This window comes from Ruegeria sp. BF10 (genome assembly GCF_056538725.1).
Genome location: NZ_JBQFTR010000001.1, coordinates 698456 through 716529 on the forward strand (window position 1 = coordinate 698456; position 18074 = coordinate 716529).

Below are 18074 nucleotides of genomic sequence, written 5' to 3' on the forward strand. Positions count from 1 at the left end.
TTGATCCGACCTGCCATGCGATTCGGCAAGTTTTTTAAGCTGCATCCTTAGGTGGTTGCCGGTTTTCAGGCGGCGTTTTTTTAATCTGGTTCCCGGTGCCGCTTGCAACATACACTTGGTTGCGCCCCTTGTCCTTGGCGACATAAAGCGCGTCGTCGGCCGCGCGCATCAGGTCCTGCGGCATGGTGCCGTGGGCCGGGTAATGTGCGACCCCAACCGATATCGTAATGCGCGGCAAGGCCTTCTCGCCATATCGTACGGTAACGGCTTCAACCGCCTGGCGCAGTTGTTCGGCGCGGGTCATGGCATCTTCGGGGCTGTTGTCAGGCAGGATCAGCATGAACTCCTCGCCACCGATGCGGCAGGCGACTTCGTCCCGGTCGCACCCTTGCTCCAAGGCGGCGCCGACGGCGCGCAACACCATGTCGCCCGCATCATGCCCATGAGTATCGTTGAACTTCTTGAAGTGATCCACGTCCACCGCGATCAGGCTTAGTGCGGCGCCCGTCTGCTGGCTGCGGCTGATGGACTTGCGCAGCATCTCGGTCATATGGCGGCGATTGAACAGCCCGGTCAGCGGGTCTCGTACCGATTGGTCGTGCAGCTGATCCCGCATGCGGACATTGGCGATCGCCATACTGATCTGTTCGGCGCATAATTGGGCCAGCTTGCGGCTCTTGTTGAAACAGTCTTCGCGCCCCTCAAGTGCCCGCAGATGCAAAAGACCAACGGTTTCGCCATGGGCCAGAATGGGAAAGCAGAAATAAGGTCGCCCGTCATGCGGTTCGGCGTGTTCGCATACAAAATCAATCTCGGATGCGCCGAACTCGTAGGTCCGGCCGCGCCGCAAGCCCCAGCAACCTTCGGGATGAATGTGGGATTTATGAGTTCCACCGTTCCAGCCGGCGCAGCCATCCAGCACGTCGCGTGAGTTTGAGTAGACATACACGCTGCCTTCGGCCTCTGGCAGGATATGGGTCATGAAGCGGGACACCATGTCGAACAGTTCATCCAGTGACCGGCTTGATTGCAGCCATTCGTTCAATTCACCCAGCAGGCGGACCTCGCGGGCCAGGCGCAGCTGTTCGTCCATCAGTTCCCGCTCTTTTACGGCCCGTTTGCGCAGATCGCGAACCTGTCGACGGTTGGTGCGATGAACAATCAGGATAACTGTCGTCAGCGCCAGCAGGGCTATCCCGCTGAGCAGCGCAAGCGACAGGCGAACGCGCGTGATGAACAGGTTCCGCAGGTCAGTTATGTCGGAATAGAACTCGATCGCGCCCAGGAACGTCGCATCCTTGATGATCGGCGTGTAGACCTCGGCCACATGGCGGCTGCTCAGTTCCGAATCCCCGGAATTGTCGACAACAAAGGAATCGACTTCGGTAATCGGCTTCTCTTCGTGTTTGTAATAAAGGCCCCCGGCGGCGACGATCGACTGGAAATAGGGTTTCTCATTCACGAACCCGACGTCGCTTGCACGGGTCGACCAGAACACTTGCCCCGACGCATCAAACAGCTTGAAGCGGTAAATGTCTGTGGTTTCGGGCAGTAACTCCAGAAACTCCTCGTCATGCTCGCTCAATGTGTGGAAACGGAATGCCTGTTCAAGATCGTTCAGATGGCTTTCGACCTGGCGGCTCATCCGCATCGCGGTTTTTCGCAGGTCTGCTTCCAGCATGCGATCAACCACTGGCGCCGGGACGGCATAGATCCCCCAGCCCGCTGCTGCCGTCAGCACGAGCAGCATCAGGGCTACGCCTATCATTTTAAGCCTCGAGGACTGACCTGTCAGTTTCGCTTGTTTCATATGTCCGCTCCCACAACACACGGCCAAGCATCCCAGTCAGGATTTTACAGAGAGTTAACGGGGGTGCAGGGCGGTGGCGTGTTTGTTTAGAATTGAACATAAAAAGAAGTGCGAAAAGTCTGCGAACAAGCCGTGAACAAACCCTTTCCCTTCGCGCTTTTCCAGCGTAGTTTGGGGCCATGAGCAGTTTTGACGAAATGGACGCCTTCGAGGGCGCTTCGCTGTCGGCGCGGGCCATGGCCGTGCGCCCTTCGCCCTATCTGGATGAGCTGAACCCGGCACAACGGGACGCGGTCGAGCGGCTGGATGGCCCGGTTCTGATGTTGGCCGGTGCCGGCACCGGCAAGACCAAGGCGTTGACCACCCGTATCGCGCATCTTCTCAACACCGCGCGCGCACGCCCGAACGAAATTCTGTCGGTCACGTTCACCAACAAGGCCGCGCGCGAGATGAAGGAACGGGTTGGCCGCCTGCTGGGACAGCCCGCCGAGGGGATGCCGTGGCTGGGCACCTTTCATTCGATCTGCGTCAAACTGCTGCGCCGGCATGCAGAGCTGGTCGATCTGAAGTCGAACTTCACCATACTGGATACCGACGACCAGCTGCGCCTGCTCAAGCAGTTGGTGCAGGCCGCAAATATCGACGACAAACGCTGGCCTGCGCGGATGTTGCTGGGAGTCATCGACGATTGGAAGAACCGTGCGCTGACACCCGACAAGGTGCCAGCCGCCGATGCCGGGGCCTATGACAACAAGGGCATTGAGCTATATGCCCAATACCAGACCCGCCTGCGAGAGTTGAATGCGGTGGATTTCGGCGATCTGCTTCTGCACATGGTTACGATCTTCCAGACCCATCAGGATGTTCTGGAGCAATACCAGCGCTGGTTCCGCTATATCCTGGTGGACGAATACCAGGACACCAACATCGCCCAGTACCTGTGGCTGCGGCTGCTGGCGGGTGGGCACAAGAACATCTGTTGCGTCGGCGATGACGACCAGTCGATCTATGGCTGGCGCGGTGCCGAAGTGGGCAACATCCTGCGGTTCGAAAAGGACTTTCCCGGCGCGTATGTGGTGCGGTTGGAACAGAACTATCGCTCGACCCCTCATATTCTGGCCGCCGCCTCGAACGTCATCCGCGGCAATGAAAATCGTCTGGGCAAGGAGCTTTGGACCGATGCCGAGGAAGGCCACAAGGTCAATCTGATCGGCCATTGGGATGGTGAAGAAGAGGCCCGCTGGATCGGCGAGGAGATTGACGCGATGCAGGGCGGTACGCGTGGTATTCGCCCTATGAACCTTGATGAGATGGCTATCCTTGTCCGCGCCAGCCACCAGATGCGCGCCTTCGAAGACAGGTTTCTGACCATTGGTTTGCCCTACAAGGTGATCGGCGGCCCGCGATTCTATGAACGGATGGAGATCCGCGATGCCATGGCCTATTTCCGGCTGGTGGTTTCCCCCGAGGATGATCTGGCCTTCGAGCGGATCGTGAACACCCCCAAGCGCGGCCTTGGCGACAAGGCGCAGCAAACCATCCAGATGACCGCGCGCGAAAATGGGGTGTCACTGGTCGAAGGGGCTCGGATTGCCGTCGATAACGGGTTGATCAAGGGCAAGGGCGGCAAGGCGCTGCGCGAACTGATCGACGGTCTGGCGCGTTGGAATGCGATGACGCGTGGGCCGCGGATCGAGGTGGACGACGATTCGGTGATCGATAACGGTTCGCCCATGCGATTCGGCGCACCCGAGCATACGCATATCGAACTTGCGCAGATCATTCTCGACGAATCCGGCTATACCGCCCATTGGCAGAACGACAAGACGCCCGAAGCGCCGGGGCGCCTTGAAAACCTCAAGGAACTGGTCAATCAGCTGGACAATTTCGAAAACCTGCAAGGGTTCCTCGAACATGTCAGTCTGGTGATGGACAACGAACAGGACAGCGGTGGGCCCAAGGTCTCGATCATGACCCTGCACGCAGCCAAAGGGCTTGAGTTTCCCGCGGTCTTCCTGCCGGGGTGGGAGGACGGTCTGTTCCCCTCGCAACGGTCGATGGACGAATCCGGGCTCAAAGGCCTCGAGGAAGAACGCCGTCTGGCCTATGTCGGCATCACTCGTGCCGAGGAGGTGTGTACCATTTCCTTTGCCGCCAACCGGCGGGTGTTCGGGCAGTGGCAGAACTCGATGCCCTCGCGCTTCATCGACGAGTTGCCGGAAGAACATGTCGAGGTGCTGACTCCTCCGGGGCTCTATGGTGGCGGCCAGCCCACTGCGGGCATTGAAACCCGCGCGGCCGAAGCGAATGTCTACAACTCGCCGGGCTGGAGGCGGATGCAGGCGCGCCAGGGGCAATACGGTATGTCTCAGCCGCGCGAATCCCGCAACACGGTGATCGACGCGACCGCCGTGGCCAGTTTCACGCTGGGGGAACGGGTGTTCCACCAGAAATTCGGCTATGGCGCGGTTGTCGGGATCGAGGGCGACAAGGTCGAGGTCGAGTTCGACAAGGCCGGCACAAAGAAAGTGGTCTCGCGTTTTCTGACCAACAAGGATGACGTCCCGTTCTGAGGCGTCTTATCCCTTCGACCAGAACCAGATTGATCGAGGCGGTAACTTGCCGGATCCTCGCCAGCCCGATGTAGTCGCGGTCGTCTTTCCAGGCTTTCGCCATGGCAAGGTCCGGAAGCTCCATCAGCACAATGCCACCTTTGGGCCAATCGCCTTCGATCCGTTCGATCGGTTTCGATGAAACGGTGAGCAGTCGGCCTTTGTGGTGGTCGAAGTTCCGCATCAAACCCGCCGGATCATCCTGTTACCCATCCGGGTCGTGGGTGTCGATCTGCGCGTTGAAACAGGCGGCTATCGTTTCCTCGGGATCAGAAATCAGCGGGCCATCTTGCACTGGTGTCGAAAAAAAACGGCGGTTCCCAGGGAGGAGGAAGGGGAACCGCCGTCTTGTCAACATCAGAGCAGGGAGGAGGAGAGCCCCGATGTATTCGAACCCGGGTTTGAACCCGGTATGAGGAAGACGCGGCGACGTCAGGGAGGAGGAGGACGTCGCCGCGCGCTTTCAACATCAAGGCAGGGAGGAGGAGAGCCTCGATGTATCAGGATCCGGCGGGTTGAGGCCGGTATAGGGTGCGGCAACGTCAGGGAGGAGGAGAGACGTTGCCGCTGATAACAGACCCTAAGGGAGGAGGAAGGGCCTGATCTCGGTATTCGTGGCGCGCTTATTGCGCGATGTGATCGTTGGCGGCCTGCATGGCCACCCGACGGATCATGGACCGATGCAGGCCCAGATCGGCCAGTTCACGGTCCGACAGCCCTGCCAGCTCATTGACGGTCTGGCGATACATACGATAGCGGGCAAAACGCGCCTTTACGTTTTCGATCAAAGTTGCGATCCCGAACGCCGATGCGCTCTTCGAGGCTGTATGTGTGATTGCGACTGCCATGCTCATCATCCGTATTCATTTGCTTTGCCGATAACGCTCGGCCCTTGCTTGAGGTTGAAAATAGGCAAATGCTGCGATTGCACAATAGGTCGCATCGTCAATGCTGCTATGCAGCAAGCGCATAGATTGGTTCAATTTTTTCCTTCAACTCGAAATGCGCCTTGAATCATTGGGCCTTCCCTTGGGTCACGGGTGACGGCGGAAACATGGCCTTCCGACGGCTTGCCTTTTAATTGAGCGGTGTTGGCTGGAATTTGTGCGCAACAAAACCATTCAAGACGTGCGTGTGACCGAAGCACCAGGCAAGGCGCGGCGGTTCAGCTATTCCCTGGTGCACGATTTGCCGGTCTCGCAGGTCGCGGAGTGTACTGCCCGAATGCCACGGGACTTCATGGGCCAATGTGGTTGTCGAGGGGATGTCCCGCCGGAATTGCGCGCGAAATGCGAATGATTCTGCAAGATTGCTGCCCATGGATGCCGGGTTTTTCCATCCTGAATGCCAATCATTCAGTTTTTTCGGGAAATCATGGGAAAAAAATTTCAGCTTCATATTGTCTATATCTAGGGGGCGTTGTGACAGTGCCTCCTACAGTTGGTGTTGTTGCGCTCAAATTTCATGGTGATATTGTATCCCCAGGGTGATTCAGAGAATACGATTGGCGAAATTCTTGTTGATTTCCATGAATTCCCATGGCATCCCTAATACATCCGATGAGGACGAGGCAGCAGGGGCACCAAACGACCCCGACCAAAAATAATCAGGTTTCATACAGGCATCTCGCTTTCATCAATCAAGAGATCCGGCGCGCGGGCGAGCAGACATCCCCCCAGGTGGCGCGTGCAGCTGGACATCCCGCACAGCGGGTCAATGCGGCGGGTTGATCAGTGGCAGCAGATCAACCCGCCGTTTTTCATCCGGGGGGAACGCGAATTTCAAGTGGGGCGCAAGCGAAAGGGACAGTCGTCTTGGCGCGCAGGTTCAGAGGTGAAAGCCACCATAAGGTGGATGCGAAAGGCAGGGTGTCGATCCCGGCCTCGTTTCGCCGTGTGCTTGAAGCCTCCGATTCCAACTGGCAGCCCGGCGACAATCCAGAGCTTGTGATCGTCTACGGGGATCATCGCCGCAAATACCTGGAATGCTACACGATGGAGGCGATCGACGAGGTCGATGCCAAGATTGACGCGCTGCCACGCGGCTCGATGAAGCGCAAGATGTTGCAGCGCCTGTTCCACGGGCAGTCCTTCCCGACCAATGTCGATGAAACCGGGCGGCTGGTCCTGCCGGCAAAGCTGCGCAAGAAGATCGGTCTTGAGGGCGAGGCGTTTTTTATCGCCGCCGGGGATACTTTTCAGATCTGGAAGCCCGAGACCTACGAATCCGAGGAACTGGCGGCGACCGAGGAATGGCTCGACGGCCTTGGCGACGATGTTGACCCGCTGCAATTCCTCGATGAAGTCGAGGGCGGGTGACGGCATGGCGGCCGCGGATCACCCACAACCGGACGCGCCTCACATCCCTGTCTTGCTGCGCCCGCTCCTGGCGGCGGTGGCGCCGGTCACGGGCGTCTGGCTGGACGGCACCTTCGGCGCAGGCGGGTACACCCGCGGATTGCTGGACGCCGGGGCCGACAAGGTGATCGGTGTTGATCGCGATCCGCTGGCTTTTGAGATGGCGTCAGACTGGGCGGGCGCGTATGGCGACCGGCTGGTGATGCAGCCCGGCGTGTTCTCTCGTATGGATGAATATGCGCAGGATCTGGACGGCGTTGTGCTGGATCTTGGCGTTTCCTCGATGCAGCTGGATCAGGCCGACCGTGGATTTTCCTTCATGAAGGATGGCCCTTTGGACATGCGCATGAGCCAGGATGGCGAAAGCGCTGCCGATCTGGTCAATACCGCGACCGAGGCGCAATTGGCCGACATCCTGTTCCATTATGGTGAAGAACGCGCCAGCCGCCGGATTGCCAGGGCGATTGTCAAAGCGCGCGCGGAAGAGCCGATTACCACGACCCTGCGTCTGGCCGAGATCATCGAATCCTGCCTGCCACGTCCGAAACCGGGGCAATCCCACCCGGCCACGCGCAGCTTTCAAGGGCTGCGGATCGCCGTGAATGCAGAATATGAAGAGCTGTTTCAGGGATTGATGGCGGCTGAACGTGCATTGAAGCCCGGCGGGCAATTGGCTGTCGTCACGTTCCATTCCATCGAAGACCGGATGGTGAAACGGTTTTTCCAGTCCCGCGCGGGAAAGACGGGGCGTGCGAACCGCTATGCACCCGAGATTGAACAGGAACAGCCTCAATTCACGTTGAAGACCCGCAAGGCGGTGGGTCCTGACGAACAGGAGTTGCGGGAAAATCCGCGTGCACGGTCAGCCAAACTGCGCGTGGCGATACGAACCGATGCTCCGGCGGGGGAAATCGAATCGCGGGCCATCGGGATGCCGCAACTGGGGGAAAGGGCAAGATGAAGAGTGTTTTGTATGTGTTGACTGCTCTGTCCGTATTCGGCCTTGCTTTGTGGGCCTATCAGGAAAACTACCGAACCCAACAAGTGGTCAAGGAAACGCAGTCTTTGCAGCGCGAGATCGGAATGGCACAGGTGCGGCTGGCCGTTCTGAACGCGGAATGGGCCTATCTGAACCGCCCGGACAGGCTGCGCGAACTGGCCGACCTGAACTTTGGGCGCCTTGGCCTGCTTCCGTTGCGGGCCGAGCAGTTCGGACGCGCGGATCAGATCGCCTATGCCGAAGACCCGGACCTGCCTGTCGTTGATCCGATTGAATTGCAGGCCATCACCGATATTCAGGCTTTGGGCGAGGTGCAGATTCCATGACACGCACCCCTCTGCGCCCCCTGGCCCGAATCCTTGATGCCCGCGCCCGGGGCGAAAACCCCAAGGCAATCGAGCGTGAAAACATCCGCAAGCGCCACGAAGAGATGAAAGATCGCGCCCGCGCCCGCGCCGAAGGGCGTCTGCTGGTGCTTGGTCTGTTCTTCTTCTGCGCATTTTCAGTTGTCGGTGTCCGCATGGGCATGTTGGCGACCTCGGAAGCACAAGAGCCTCTGGCCAGCGCGCCGGGAGCAGCGATTGCCATGCAGCGCGCCAACATCGTCGATCGCGAAGGGCGCATACTGGCCACCAATCTGGACACCTATTCCGTTTACGCACAGCCCCCTTTGATGATCGACCCCGTTGCCGCCGCAGACCAGTTGGTAGCGATTTTTCCTGATCTGGACAAAGAGCGGCTGATCAAGGACTTCACCGGCAACCGCAAATTCCTGTGGATCAAGAAACGCATTTCGCCCGAGCAGAAGCAGGCCGTGCACGACATCGGTGATCCCGGCATCCTGTTCGGCCCGCGAGAAATGCGGCTTTACCCCAACGGGCGGCTGGCCGCTCATATCCTGGGCGGGGCCGGTTTTGGGCGTGAAGGCGTCAGCGCCGCCGAAGTGATCGGCGTGGCCGGAGTGGAAAAGCAGTTCGACGATTATCTGCGCGATCCGGCCAACGGCAACAAGCCGCTGCAACTGTCGCTGGACCTGACCATTCAGGCCGCGGTTGAACAGGTTCTCGATGGCGGCATGAAGATCATGAATGCCAAGGGGGCCTCGGCCGTTCTGATGAATGCGCATACGGGCGAGGTCATTTCAGCTGCTTCGCTGCCTTCTTTTGATCCCAATGACCGCCCGCGCCCGCCGACCTCGGGCTTTGACCCCTCGGACAGCCCGCTGTTCAACCGTTATGTGCAAGGCGTGTACGAACTGGGGTCCGTTTTCAAGATTTTCACCGCGGCCCAGGCCGTTGAACTTGGATTGGTGAATTCGAACACCATCATCGATACGTCCGGGCCGATGAAGATCGGCCGCTTTCCCATCGGAGAATTCAACGGCAAGAACTACGGCAAGATCAGCGTGGCGGATGTGATCGTCCACAGCTCGAACCGTGGCACGGGGCGTCTGGCCTTGCAAATCGGGGCCAAACGGCAGCAGGAGTTTCTGGACGCGCTTGGCATGTTCGATCCGACCCCTTTCGAGATTGTCGAAGCCAAGGGCGGCGTGCCGCTGAAGCCGAAGAAATGGGGCGAGCTCAGCACCGTGACAATTTCCTATGGCCATGGCCTGTCGACCAGTCCGATGCATCTGGCCGCCGGATATGCTGCGATTGCCAATGGCGGGCATTACGTCAGCCCGACCATCCTGCGCCAGAACGGCACGCAATACGGGCCTCGTGTCATGTCACAGGACACCGCACGTCAGGCGCAGAAAATGCTGCGCAAGGTGGTAACGGACGGCACCGCCAGTTTCGCCGAGGTCAAGGGCTATGACGTGGCGGGCAAGACCGGTACGGCCGACAAGCCCAAACCGCGCGGCGGGTATTACGACGACAAGGTCATTGCCACCTTTGCGACGATCTTCCCGGCCTATGACCCGCAATACGTTCTGATCGTCACGTTGGACGAACCTTCGATCGTGGCCTACGGTGAAAAGCGCCGCACGGCCGGTTGGACTGCGGTGCCTGTCGCCGCCGAACTGATCGGTCGCGTCGCACCGTTGTTGGGGCTACGTCCCCGGCTTGAGCCTGAGGCGGGCGCTGCTATAACGCTGACCTCAAACTAGGCTGTCCGGCAAGAGGTGGGTCATGGGCACAAGGACGAAGAAACTCAGCCAGCTGGCCCTGACCGCAAGAGAGGGCGCAAACCCGGATATCACTGGTCTGGCCGTTGACAGCCGCGAGGTGAAAGACGGCTTTCTGTTTGCCGCGCTGCCCGGTTCCCGCGTTCATGGCGGAGAGTTCATCCAGTTTGCCCTGCGCATGGGGGCCGCTGCGATCCTGACCGATGCCAAAGGGGCAGAGATTGCCGAGGCCGAACTGGCAGCCTCGGACGCAGCGCTGGTCGTGGTGGAAGACCCGCGTCAGGCGCTGGCCGGTGCCGCGGCGCTGTGGTTCGGGGCGCAGCCGCAAACCATCGTGGCCGTCACCGGAACGAATGGCAAAACGTCTGTTTCCACCTTTGTCCGGCAGATCTGGACCGAGCTTGGCCATGCCGCCATCAACCTCGGCACCACCGGGGTCGAGGGTGCCTGGACAGCGCCGCTGGCCCATACCACGCCCGAGCCGATCACCTTGCACCGCTGTCTGGCCGAGGCGGCCGAGAACGGCGTGACCCATGCCGCAATGGAGGCGTCGTCCCACGGCCTTGAACAGCGCCGTCTTGATGGCGTTCACCTGACCGCCGCCGGTTTCTCGAACTTCACGCAGGATCATCTGGATTACCACGAAACCTTCGAGGCTTATTTCAACGCAAAGGCTGGTTTGTTCGACCGGGTTTTGCCGCAGGACGGAACAGCTGTCGTCAACCTGAGCGACCCTAAAGGGGCTCAGATCAGGCGGATTGCCGAGGCACGTGGTCAGTCGGTGCTGACGGTCGGGCTGGGCGATGCTGACCTGTGCCTGATCAACCAACGGTTCGACGCCACGGGGCAAGACCTGCGCTTTGCGTGGCAGGGCCGAACGTTCCAGACCCGCCTGAACCTGATCGGCGGGTTTCAGGCCGAAAACATCCTGCTGGCCTGTGGGCTGGTGATCGCAGCCGGGGACGGCCCCGAACGCGTTTTTGAAACTCTGCCCCACCTGACGACGGTTCGCGGGCGGATGCAACTGGCCGCCACGCGTGACAATGGCGCGACGGTGTTCGTGGATTATGCCCACACGCCTGACGCTGTCGCCACAGCACTCAAGGCGCTGCGCCCGCATGTGATGGGCCGTCTGATTGCCATTGTTGGCGCGGGCGGGGATCGCGACGCCACCAAGCGCCCGTTGATGGGCAAGGCGGCAGCCAACCACGCAGATGTGGTCTTTGTCACCGACGACAACCCGCGCAGCGAAGATCCTGCTGTCATCCGTGCGGCCGTGATGGCGGGCGCTTCGGAGGCCGCCGGCGAAGCCAGCGTGACCGAAGTCGGCGACCGCGCCGAGGCCATCCTGCGCGGCATCGATGCGCTGCAACCGGGCGACGCTCTGCTGATTGCCGGAAAGGGCCATGAATCCGGACAGATCGTGGGGGATCAGGTTCTGCCCTTCGACGATGTGGAACAGGCCAGCATTTCCGTGGCAGCACTGGACGGGAGGGTCGCATGACGCTCTGGACAGCATCCGATGCGGCCGAAGCGACGGGCGGTCAGGCGACGACCGACTGGGCGGCAAATGGTGTCTCCATCGACACCCGCACCCTTCAGCCCGGCGATCTGTTCGTGGCGCTGAAAGCGGCGCGGGACGGGCATGATTTCGTAGCTCAGGCGTTGGAAAAAGGGGCAGGTGCCGCGCTGGTTTCCCGTGTTCCGGACGATGTGCCAGACGGGGCTCCTCTGCTGATCGTCCAGGACGTGCAGGCAGGTCTTGAAGCGTTGGGTCAGGCGGCACGGGCCCGAACGGATGCGCGCGTGGTCGGCGTGACGGGCAGTGTGGGTAAAACGTCGACCAAGGAGATGCTGGCGACAATCCTGGAAACGCAAGGGAAAACCCACGCCAGCGTCGCCAGTTACAACAACCATTGGGGCGTGCCCCTGACCCTTGCGCGGATGCCCCGCGACACCGAATTTGCGGTGATCGAGATCGGCATGAATCACCCCGGTGAAATTGCCCCGCTGGCCAAACAGGCCCGCCCGCATGTGGCGCTGGTGACGACCGTGGCGGCGGTGCATCTGGAAGCCTTCGAGTCGGTGGCCGGCATTGCCCATGAAAAAGCGGCGATCTTCGAAGGGCTCGAACCCGGCGGGGCCGCGATCGTCAACGCAGATATCGACCACGCGGACATCCTGCGCCAAACCGCGCTGGAGCAGGGGGCAGGGATTGTCGATTTTGGCCGGAACGCAGCGGATTACCGGCTGACCGATGCTCGGGCAGTAGCCGATGCAGTGAAAGCCGAAGCCAAGGTTGGTGATCACGTGATCCAATTCGAGGTGAACTCTGCCGGTACGCATTTCGCGATGAACGCGCTTGGCGCTTTGGCGGCCTGCGTCGAATTGGGGGTCGATCTGGAACAGGCCATCGCGGGCCTGAATGCGTGGTCACCCGTCAAGGGGCGCGGGGTACGTGAAAGCTTGCCATTGTCAGGGGGTGGGCAGATCGAGCTTTTGGATGACAGCTACAACGCCAACCCGACCTCGATGGAGGCTGCGCTGGATGTCTTGGCCGCCTCCAAAGGCACCCGCCGCATAGCGTTTCTGGGTGACATGAAGGAACTGGGCGCCCAGGAAGAGGCCATGCATGCCGCCATGGCAGATATCAAGGCGATGGCGCATGTGGATCAGGTTCATTGCATCGGGCCGTTGATGCAGGCGATGCACCACGCGCTGCCAGAAAAGAAACGTGGACTCTGGTTCGCAACCAGCGCCGAAATGGCCGAACATCTGCCTGCGTTGATCCGGGATGGCGACACGGTGCTCGCCAAGGGCTCACTCAGCATGGCGTTGGCCGAGATTGTTGACGGTCTGCGCAAAATGGGGCAAGGGGGCGCGCTTGATGGGTGAACATGCCCGCGCGCCGCGTGTGAGAAAGGTATTGTCATGCTGTACTGGTTGACCGCTCTGTCGGACGGAGGGGATTTCTGGAACCTCTTCCGGTATATCACCTTCCGTGCAGGCGGTGCCTTCATGACCGCGCTGATTTTTGGGTTCATCTTCGGAAAACCCCTGATCAACGTGCTGCGCAAGAAACAGGGCAAGGGCCAGCCAATCCGTGACGACGGCCCCGAAGGGCATTTTTCCAAGGCAGGCACACCGACGATGGGCGGGTTGCTGATTGTCGGCGCTCTGGTCACGTCAACCCTTGTCTGGGCGCGGTTGGACAACCCGTATGTCTGGATGGTTCTTTTTGTGACCTTGTCATATGCGGCCATCGGGTTTGCGGACGACTATGCCAAGGTTTCAAAACAGAACACGCAAGGGGTTTCGGGCCGGATGCGTTTGGCTTTGGGCGTGATCATCGCCGTGCTGGCCTCGCTTTGGGCGACGTTGCACCATCCCGAAGCCTTGCAGAACCAACTGGCCGTACCCGTCTTCAAGGACACGCTGGTCAATCTGGGCATCTTCTATATCCCCTTTGCGATTGTCGTGATCGTGGGGGCCGCCAATGCGGTGAACCTGACCGACGGTCTGGACGGGCTGGCCATCATGCCGGCGATGATCGCGGCCTCGACCCTGGGCGTGATTGCCTATGCGGTGGGTCGGGTCGACTTCACCGAATATCTCGATGTGCATTACGTCCCCGGTACCGGTGAGATCTTCATCTTCACCTCCGCGCTGTTCGGAGCCGGCCTCGGGTTTCTCTGGTACAACGCCCCCCCGGCGGCGGTGTTCATGGGCGACACCGGCTCGCTGGCCCTGGGCGGCGCATTGGGTGCCATCGCTGTGGCCACCAAGCACGAGCTGGTTCTGGCCGTGGTCGGCGGCCTGTTCGTGGTCGAGGCGCTGAGCGTGATCATTCAGGTCCTCTATTTCAAACGCACGGGCAAGAGGGTCTTCCTGATGGCCCCGATCCATCACCACTATGAGAAAAAAGGCTGGGCCGAGCCGACCATCGTGATCCGCTTCTGGATCATCTCGCTGATCCTGGCGATGATCGGTCTGGCGACGCTGAAGGTAAGGTAGTATTAAAGAGCAAAATAACAAAATGACAAAAACTGAAGTTAATTCTGCAACTGAGAGTTCTCTTGAGCAACGTTGGAACTCGTTCGGGCAAATTTGCTCGGTGCTTGGATTCGTTTTGGGATTGTTTGCAGTTTTTGGCAATCTGCCAGGTTGCTATTGGTCATTGACGCTTCTCGCTTTGTCTTTTGCCGGGCTACTTCCGATTTACGCTCTGCTAGAGCGATACATCCCTGTTATGGCCGCTCGTCTTTTGGTGGTTATTATTTCGCTACTATTTCTCTGCGCCGTTCAGTTCTTTTGGGTGAAGTCGGGGAACACCGCAGTTTGCACACAATCAGAGCTGCAGTCTCTGTTCTTTTGGAGCGGATGAGTTTGACAATAAAAAGGCGAACAAAATGATCCCGGTCAAAGGCTTTACAGGACAGAAAGTGGCCGTTCTGGGACTGGGCCGGTCCGGTCTGGCCACTGCACGTGCCTTGCACGCAGGCGGGGCGGAACCGGTGTGCTGGGACGACAACCCGGCCGCCCGTGATACCGCAGAAGGCGAGGGTTTCTCCTGCGCCGACCTGCGCAAGCACGGGGCGTTTGACGACATCGCGTCGCTGATCGTCTCACCGGGCATTCCGCATCTCTATCCTGAACCGAACCCCGTGGTGGCGGCAGCCCTGGATGCAGGCGTGCCTGTGGACAATGACATCGGCCTGTTCTTCCGCTCCTTCGCGGGGGCGGAATGGAACGGTTACGACACGCCGCCGCGCGTGATTGCGGTGACGGGATCGAACGGGAAATCGACCACGGCGGCGTTGATCCACCACATTCTGACCGAGGCCGGGCGCGAGGCGCAGTTGGCGGGCAATATCGGGCGAGGTGTTCTGGATATCGATCCGGGCGGAGATGGTTCGGTCGTGGTGCTGGAGCTTTCCAGCTATCAGACGGAACTGGCCCGCGCTCTGACCCCCGATGTGGCGGTGTTCACCAACCTGTCGCCCGATCATCTGGACCGCCACGGCGGCATGGGTGGATATTTCGCGGCCAAACGGCGCCTCTTTTCCGAAGGCGGCCCTGACCGTGCGATCATTGGCGTCGACGAAACCGAAGGTGCGTTTTTGGCCGGGCAACTGGCCGAAGGGCCATCGGATGACCGGGTGATCCGTGTCTCGGTGGCGCGGAAGCTGACCGGGCCGGGCTGGCAGGTCTTTGCGCGCAAAGGGTTCCTGTCGGAATACCGCAAGGGGCGGCAGGCGGGGTCTATCGACCTGCGCGCCATCAAGGGCCTGCCCGGTGCGCATAATCACCAGAATGCCTGCGCGGCCTACGCCGCCTGCCGGTCGCTGGGCCTTGCCCCGCGCGTGATCGAGGATGCGCTGCATTCCTATCCGGGTCTGCCGCATCGCAGCCAGATCATCGCCGAGGCCGATGGGGTTACCTACGTCAACGACTCCAAGGCGACCAATGTCGACAGCGCCCTGAAGGCATTGACCGCGTTCAAAAAGATCCGATGGATTTGCGGCGGTCTTGAGAAAGAGGGCGGCATATCAGCCCTGAACACGGCGACGGGCGAGGTCATCAAGGCGTATGTGATCGGACGCGAAGCGGCCGGTTTTGCGATGCAGCTTGAAGCAGACGCGCAGGTCTGCACCACGATGGAGGCCGCCGTGGCACAAGCCATGGAGGATGCCGAGGCTGGTGACACGGTGCTGTTGGCACCGGCCGCCGCCAGTTTCGATCAGTATGACAATTTTGAGCAGCGCGGCGATGACTTTGCAACGCAAGTCAGGCTCAGGCTGACGGAATAGCCATTTGCAATAGATCGCCGGCTGGGCCAAGCTTGGATGTTATCAGCTTGACGCGGCATCACTATTGGTTTTGCCTGCCTCCAGATTCAACACGAGGTTATGACTATGCCATTTCGTAGACTTTCTCTGATCCTGCCTGCCATTCTTGTTGCGGGGGCCTGTACCAATACGGGTGCCAACTATCAGCCCATTGTCGACGGCCCGGTCGGTCCGAACTACAACGTGGACCTGCAACAATGCCAACAACTGGCGGCATCGCAGAGCAGCGTTGATGGCTCTACCGCAGGGAACGCGGCAATTGGCGCAGCGGGTGCCGCGGCCGTTACCGGGATCGTTCAGGACAGCAGCGACAATCTTGGTCGCGCGGCTGTGGCAGGTGCCCTGGTAGGTGCTGGCGCAGACGTCATCAACAAAAACCAGAACAAGGAAGTGATCGTGCGCAACTGCATGCGTGGGCGCGGGTACAACGTCGTAGGCTAACGCCCTGCGGCAATTGCAACACCTGCGGCATGGCCTGACGACCATGCCCACTGGAAGTTGTAGCCGCCCAACCAGCCGGTGACATCCACCGCTTCACCAATCGCATAGAGGCCGGGGACATCCCTGGCCTCCATCGTTTTCGAGGACAAATCATCCGTGTCGATCCCGCCCAAGGTGACTTCGGCGGTGCGATACCCTTCGGTTCCCGACGGCACCAGTTGCCACGCGGACAAGGCCGCGGTCAGCTCGGCCAGTTTCGCGTCCGACTGATCCGCCAGCTTCCCGGACATCGGAATGATCCGGCACAGGTGATCGACCAGCCGGGCCGGCAGATGCCGCGCCAGTTCAGTGGTCAGCGCCTTGCGCCCTGCGCTTTGCCGCTGTGTGCGCAACAGATCAAGCAGAGGCAGATCGGGGATCAGGTTCACCCGGATCGGCTCACCTTCGCGCCAGTAAGACGACAATTGCAACACTGACGGTCCGCTGAGGCCGCGATGGGTGAACAGCAGCGCCTCGTCGAAGCTGGCGCGATCATTCGACAGTCGCACGGGCAGTGAAACACCGGACAGGTCCTTGAACCGCCCGTCCGAGAAGGTGAACGGCACCAGCGCCGCCCGCGTCTCGGTCATCCGCAACCCGAACTGGCGCGCGATGTCATAGGCCAGCCCGGTTGCGCCCATCTTGGGGATCGATTTCCCGCCCGTTGCCAGCACCAGATTGGTGCAGGTCAGATGCTGCCTTTGCCCGTCACGCTCCACCTCCAGTGCAAAGCCGCTTTCGGTCTTGCGCAGATCACGCAGCGAGGTTTGAACCCACAGCTCTGCTCCTGCACCGCTCATTTCATCCAGCAACATCCGGATGATCTGTTTCGAAGAGCCATCGCAGAACAGCTGGCCCAGGGTTTTTTCATGCCAGGCGATGTTGTGACGTCCGACCAGATCGACGAAATCCCATTGCGTGTACCGTGCAAGGGCGGATTTGCAGAAATGCGGGTTCTGCGACAGGAAATTGCCCGGCGCGGCATGCATGTTGGTGAAATTGCAGCGCCCGCCACCCGAGATGCGGATTTTCTCGCCGGGTGCCTTGGCGTGATCAATCACCAGCACGCGCCCGCCGCAATGGGCCGCACACATCATGCCGGCAGCCCCGGCCCCAAGGATGATCGTGTCGTAGGTCATGGGCGGGGGATGGCGTGGATTAATCGGGATGGCAAGGCCTCATGCCGAAGTAGTGCATGAGACGCACTGCCCGCGCATTCCCAGATTTGAGGTCAACCGACATGCCGATTGCCAGATGTTCAGCGCGCTGTCATGCTGCGGCTTTAACGCAAAGAGGCTTTGACAAAACAAGCTGACAAAAGGAATTTCCAATGCAGTTTCCCGAATTTATTTCGTCATTTCCAAAACTGGATGTGCCTTTTCCTGAAGACGTGGTGCAGACGGCCGTCATTCGATCAGATGCAGGGCTGGTCGCTTTCTTCACTTTCCTCAAGGACATGGAGCTTCCCCTGCATTCGCATGGTGCCCAATGGGGGACAGTGGTCGAGGGGGAAATTGAACTCACGATCGGTGGCCAGACCCGCATCTACCGCCCCGGCGACAGCTACTCGATCCCAAGCGGAGTGGAGCACGGAGGGACCATCAAGGCGGGGTCTCGTGTCATCGATGTGTTTGAAGAGCCCGACCGATATCCGATCAAAGGTTAGCGCAATGAGCAACACCTAGTAGGTTTCATCACACGCCGCTCGACCAAGTGGCGCGGCTAACATTGCGATATCAAAGGTCAGCCAGATGCAGAAGGGGGACACCTTGGGCATGGCAGGTTGATTTCTGCCTTATTGCTTCATTCTGCTAGCCCAAAAACAAAAATCCCTGTAA

General features: G+C 60.0%; 15 protein-coding genes and 1 pseudogene. 11 read left to right on the forward strand and 5 right to left on the reverse strand.

Going from position 1 to position 18074, the window contains the following annotated elements; all coding sequences use genetic code 11:
* Positions 1 to 34: 34 nt before the first annotated feature.
* On the reverse strand, positions 35 to 1810 hold the full coding sequence (locus ACR0DJ_RS03585; RefSeq protein WP_480683901.1) for a sensor domain-containing diguanylate cyclase: 1776 nt from the start codon (positions 1808 to 1810) through the stop codon (positions 35 to 37).
* 179 nt (positions 1811 to 1989) lie between these two features.
* On the opposite strand from ACR0DJ_RS03585, the gene ACR0DJ_RS03590 reads away from it, so the two are divergent.
* On the forward strand, positions 1990 to 4383 hold the full coding sequence (locus tag ACR0DJ_RS03590) for an ATP-dependent helicase (RefSeq protein ID WP_480683902.1): 2394 nt from the start codon (positions 1990 to 1992) through the stop codon (positions 4381 to 4383).
* A gap of 19 nt (positions 4384 to 4402) precedes the next feature.
* Here ACR0DJ_RS03590 and ACR0DJ_RS03595 read toward each other — a convergent pair.
* The 3 genes and pseudogenes from ACR0DJ_RS03595 to ACR0DJ_RS03605 form a co-directional block, all read right to left on the reverse strand.
* A pseudogene (locus tag ACR0DJ_RS03595) lies at positions 4403 to 4606 on the reverse strand (DUF1330 domain-containing protein); the annotation flags it as partial.
* Positions 4607 to 5045: 439 nt separating this feature from the next.
* On the reverse strand, positions 5046 to 5270 hold the full coding sequence (locus ACR0DJ_RS03600) for a DUF1127 domain-containing protein (protein WP_480683904.1): 225 nt from the start codon (positions 5268 to 5270) through the stop codon (positions 5046 to 5048).
* 229 nt (positions 5271 to 5499) lie between these two features.
* On the reverse strand, positions 5500 to 5820 hold the full coding sequence (locus ACR0DJ_RS03605) for a hypothetical protein (RefSeq protein WP_480683905.1): 321 nt from the start codon (positions 5818 to 5820) through the stop codon (positions 5500 to 5502).
* Between the two features lie 416 nt (positions 5821 to 6236).
* On the opposite strand from ACR0DJ_RS03605, the gene mraZ reads away from it, so the two are divergent.
* The 9 genes from mraZ to ACR0DJ_RS03650 all read left to right on the forward strand — a co-directional run bounded on the left by mraZ (position 6237) and on the right by ACR0DJ_RS03650 (position 16197).
* Positions 6237 to 6740 (forward strand): division/cell wall cluster transcriptional repressor MraZ, encoded by a 504-nt coding sequence (gene mraZ / locus ACR0DJ_RS03610; RefSeq protein WP_257599090.1) that lies wholly within the window; start codon positions 6237 to 6239, stop codon positions 6738 to 6740.
* 4 nt (positions 6741 to 6744) lie between these two features.
* The gene (gene rsmH / locus ACR0DJ_RS03615) at positions 6745 to 7740 is read left to right on the forward strand and encodes a 16S rRNA (cytosine(1402)-N(4))-methyltransferase RsmH (protein WP_480684753.1); all 996 of its coding nucleotides are present in this window, start codon (positions 6745 to 6747) and stop codon (positions 7738 to 7740) included.
* Positions 7737 to 8105, forward strand: a complete 369-nt coding sequence (gene ftsL / locus ACR0DJ_RS03620; RefSeq protein ID WP_480683906.1) for a cell division protein FtsL — start codon at positions 7737 to 7739, stop codon at positions 8103 to 8105. Before rsmH ends, ftsL begins: the two co-directional genes overlap by 4 nt.
* Positions 8102 to 9889, forward strand: a complete 1788-nt coding sequence (locus tag ACR0DJ_RS03625) for a peptidoglycan D,D-transpeptidase FtsI family protein (RefSeq protein ID WP_257599089.1) — start codon at positions 8102 to 8104, stop codon at positions 9887 to 9889. The genes ftsL and ACR0DJ_RS03625 overlap by 4 nt, the downstream gene beginning before the upstream one ends.
* A gap of 22 nt (positions 9890 to 9911) precedes the next feature.
* Positions 9912 to 11411, forward strand: a complete 1500-nt coding sequence (locus tag ACR0DJ_RS03630) for a UDP-N-acetylmuramoyl-L-alanyl-D-glutamate--2,6-diaminopimelate ligase (RefSeq protein ID WP_480683907.1) — start codon at positions 9912 to 9914, stop codon at positions 11409 to 11411.
* Positions 11408 to 12802: a UDP-N-acetylmuramoyl-tripeptide--D-alanyl-D-alanine ligase gene (locus ACR0DJ_RS03635; protein ID WP_480683908.1), complete on the forward strand. Its 1395-nt coding sequence runs from the start codon at positions 11408 to 11410 to the stop codon at positions 12800 to 12802. Before ACR0DJ_RS03630 ends, ACR0DJ_RS03635 begins: the two co-directional genes overlap by 4 nt.
* A 36-nt stretch (positions 12803 to 12838) precedes the next feature.
* Complete coding sequence (gene mraY / locus ACR0DJ_RS03640; protein ID WP_152458667.1) at positions 12839 to 13921, forward strand: phospho-N-acetylmuramoyl-pentapeptide-transferase; 1083 nt, start codon at positions 12839 to 12841, stop codon at positions 13919 to 13921.
* A gap of 395 nt (positions 13922 to 14316) precedes the next feature.
* Complete coding sequence (gene murD / locus ACR0DJ_RS03645; protein ID WP_480683909.1) at positions 14317 to 15717, forward strand: UDP-N-acetylmuramoyl-L-alanine--D-glutamate ligase; 1401 nt, start codon at positions 14317 to 14319, stop codon at positions 15715 to 15717.
* Positions 15718 to 15822: 105 nt separating this feature from the next.
* Complete coding sequence (locus ACR0DJ_RS03650) at positions 15823 to 16197, forward strand: glycine zipper family protein (RefSeq protein ID WP_245217959.1); 375 nt, start codon at positions 15823 to 15825, stop codon at positions 16195 to 16197.
* Here ACR0DJ_RS03650 and ACR0DJ_RS03655 read toward each other — a convergent pair.
* A complete protein-coding gene (locus ACR0DJ_RS03655) occupies positions 16194 to 17375 on the reverse strand; it encodes a BaiN/RdsA family NAD(P)/FAD-dependent oxidoreductase (RefSeq protein ID WP_480683911.1) in 1182 nt (393 codons plus the stop codon). The genes ACR0DJ_RS03650 and ACR0DJ_RS03655 overlap by 4 nt on opposite strands.
* Before the next feature lie 191 nt (positions 17376 to 17566).
* On the opposite strand from ACR0DJ_RS03655, the gene ACR0DJ_RS03660 reads away from it, so the two are divergent.
* Positions 17567 to 17902 carry a cupin domain-containing protein gene (locus ACR0DJ_RS03660; protein WP_170343711.1) on the forward strand — a complete coding sequence of 112 codons (336 nt, stop codon included), beginning with the start codon at positions 17567 to 17569 and terminating at the stop codon, positions 17900 to 17902.
* Positions 17903 to 18074 lie beyond the last annotated feature (172 nt).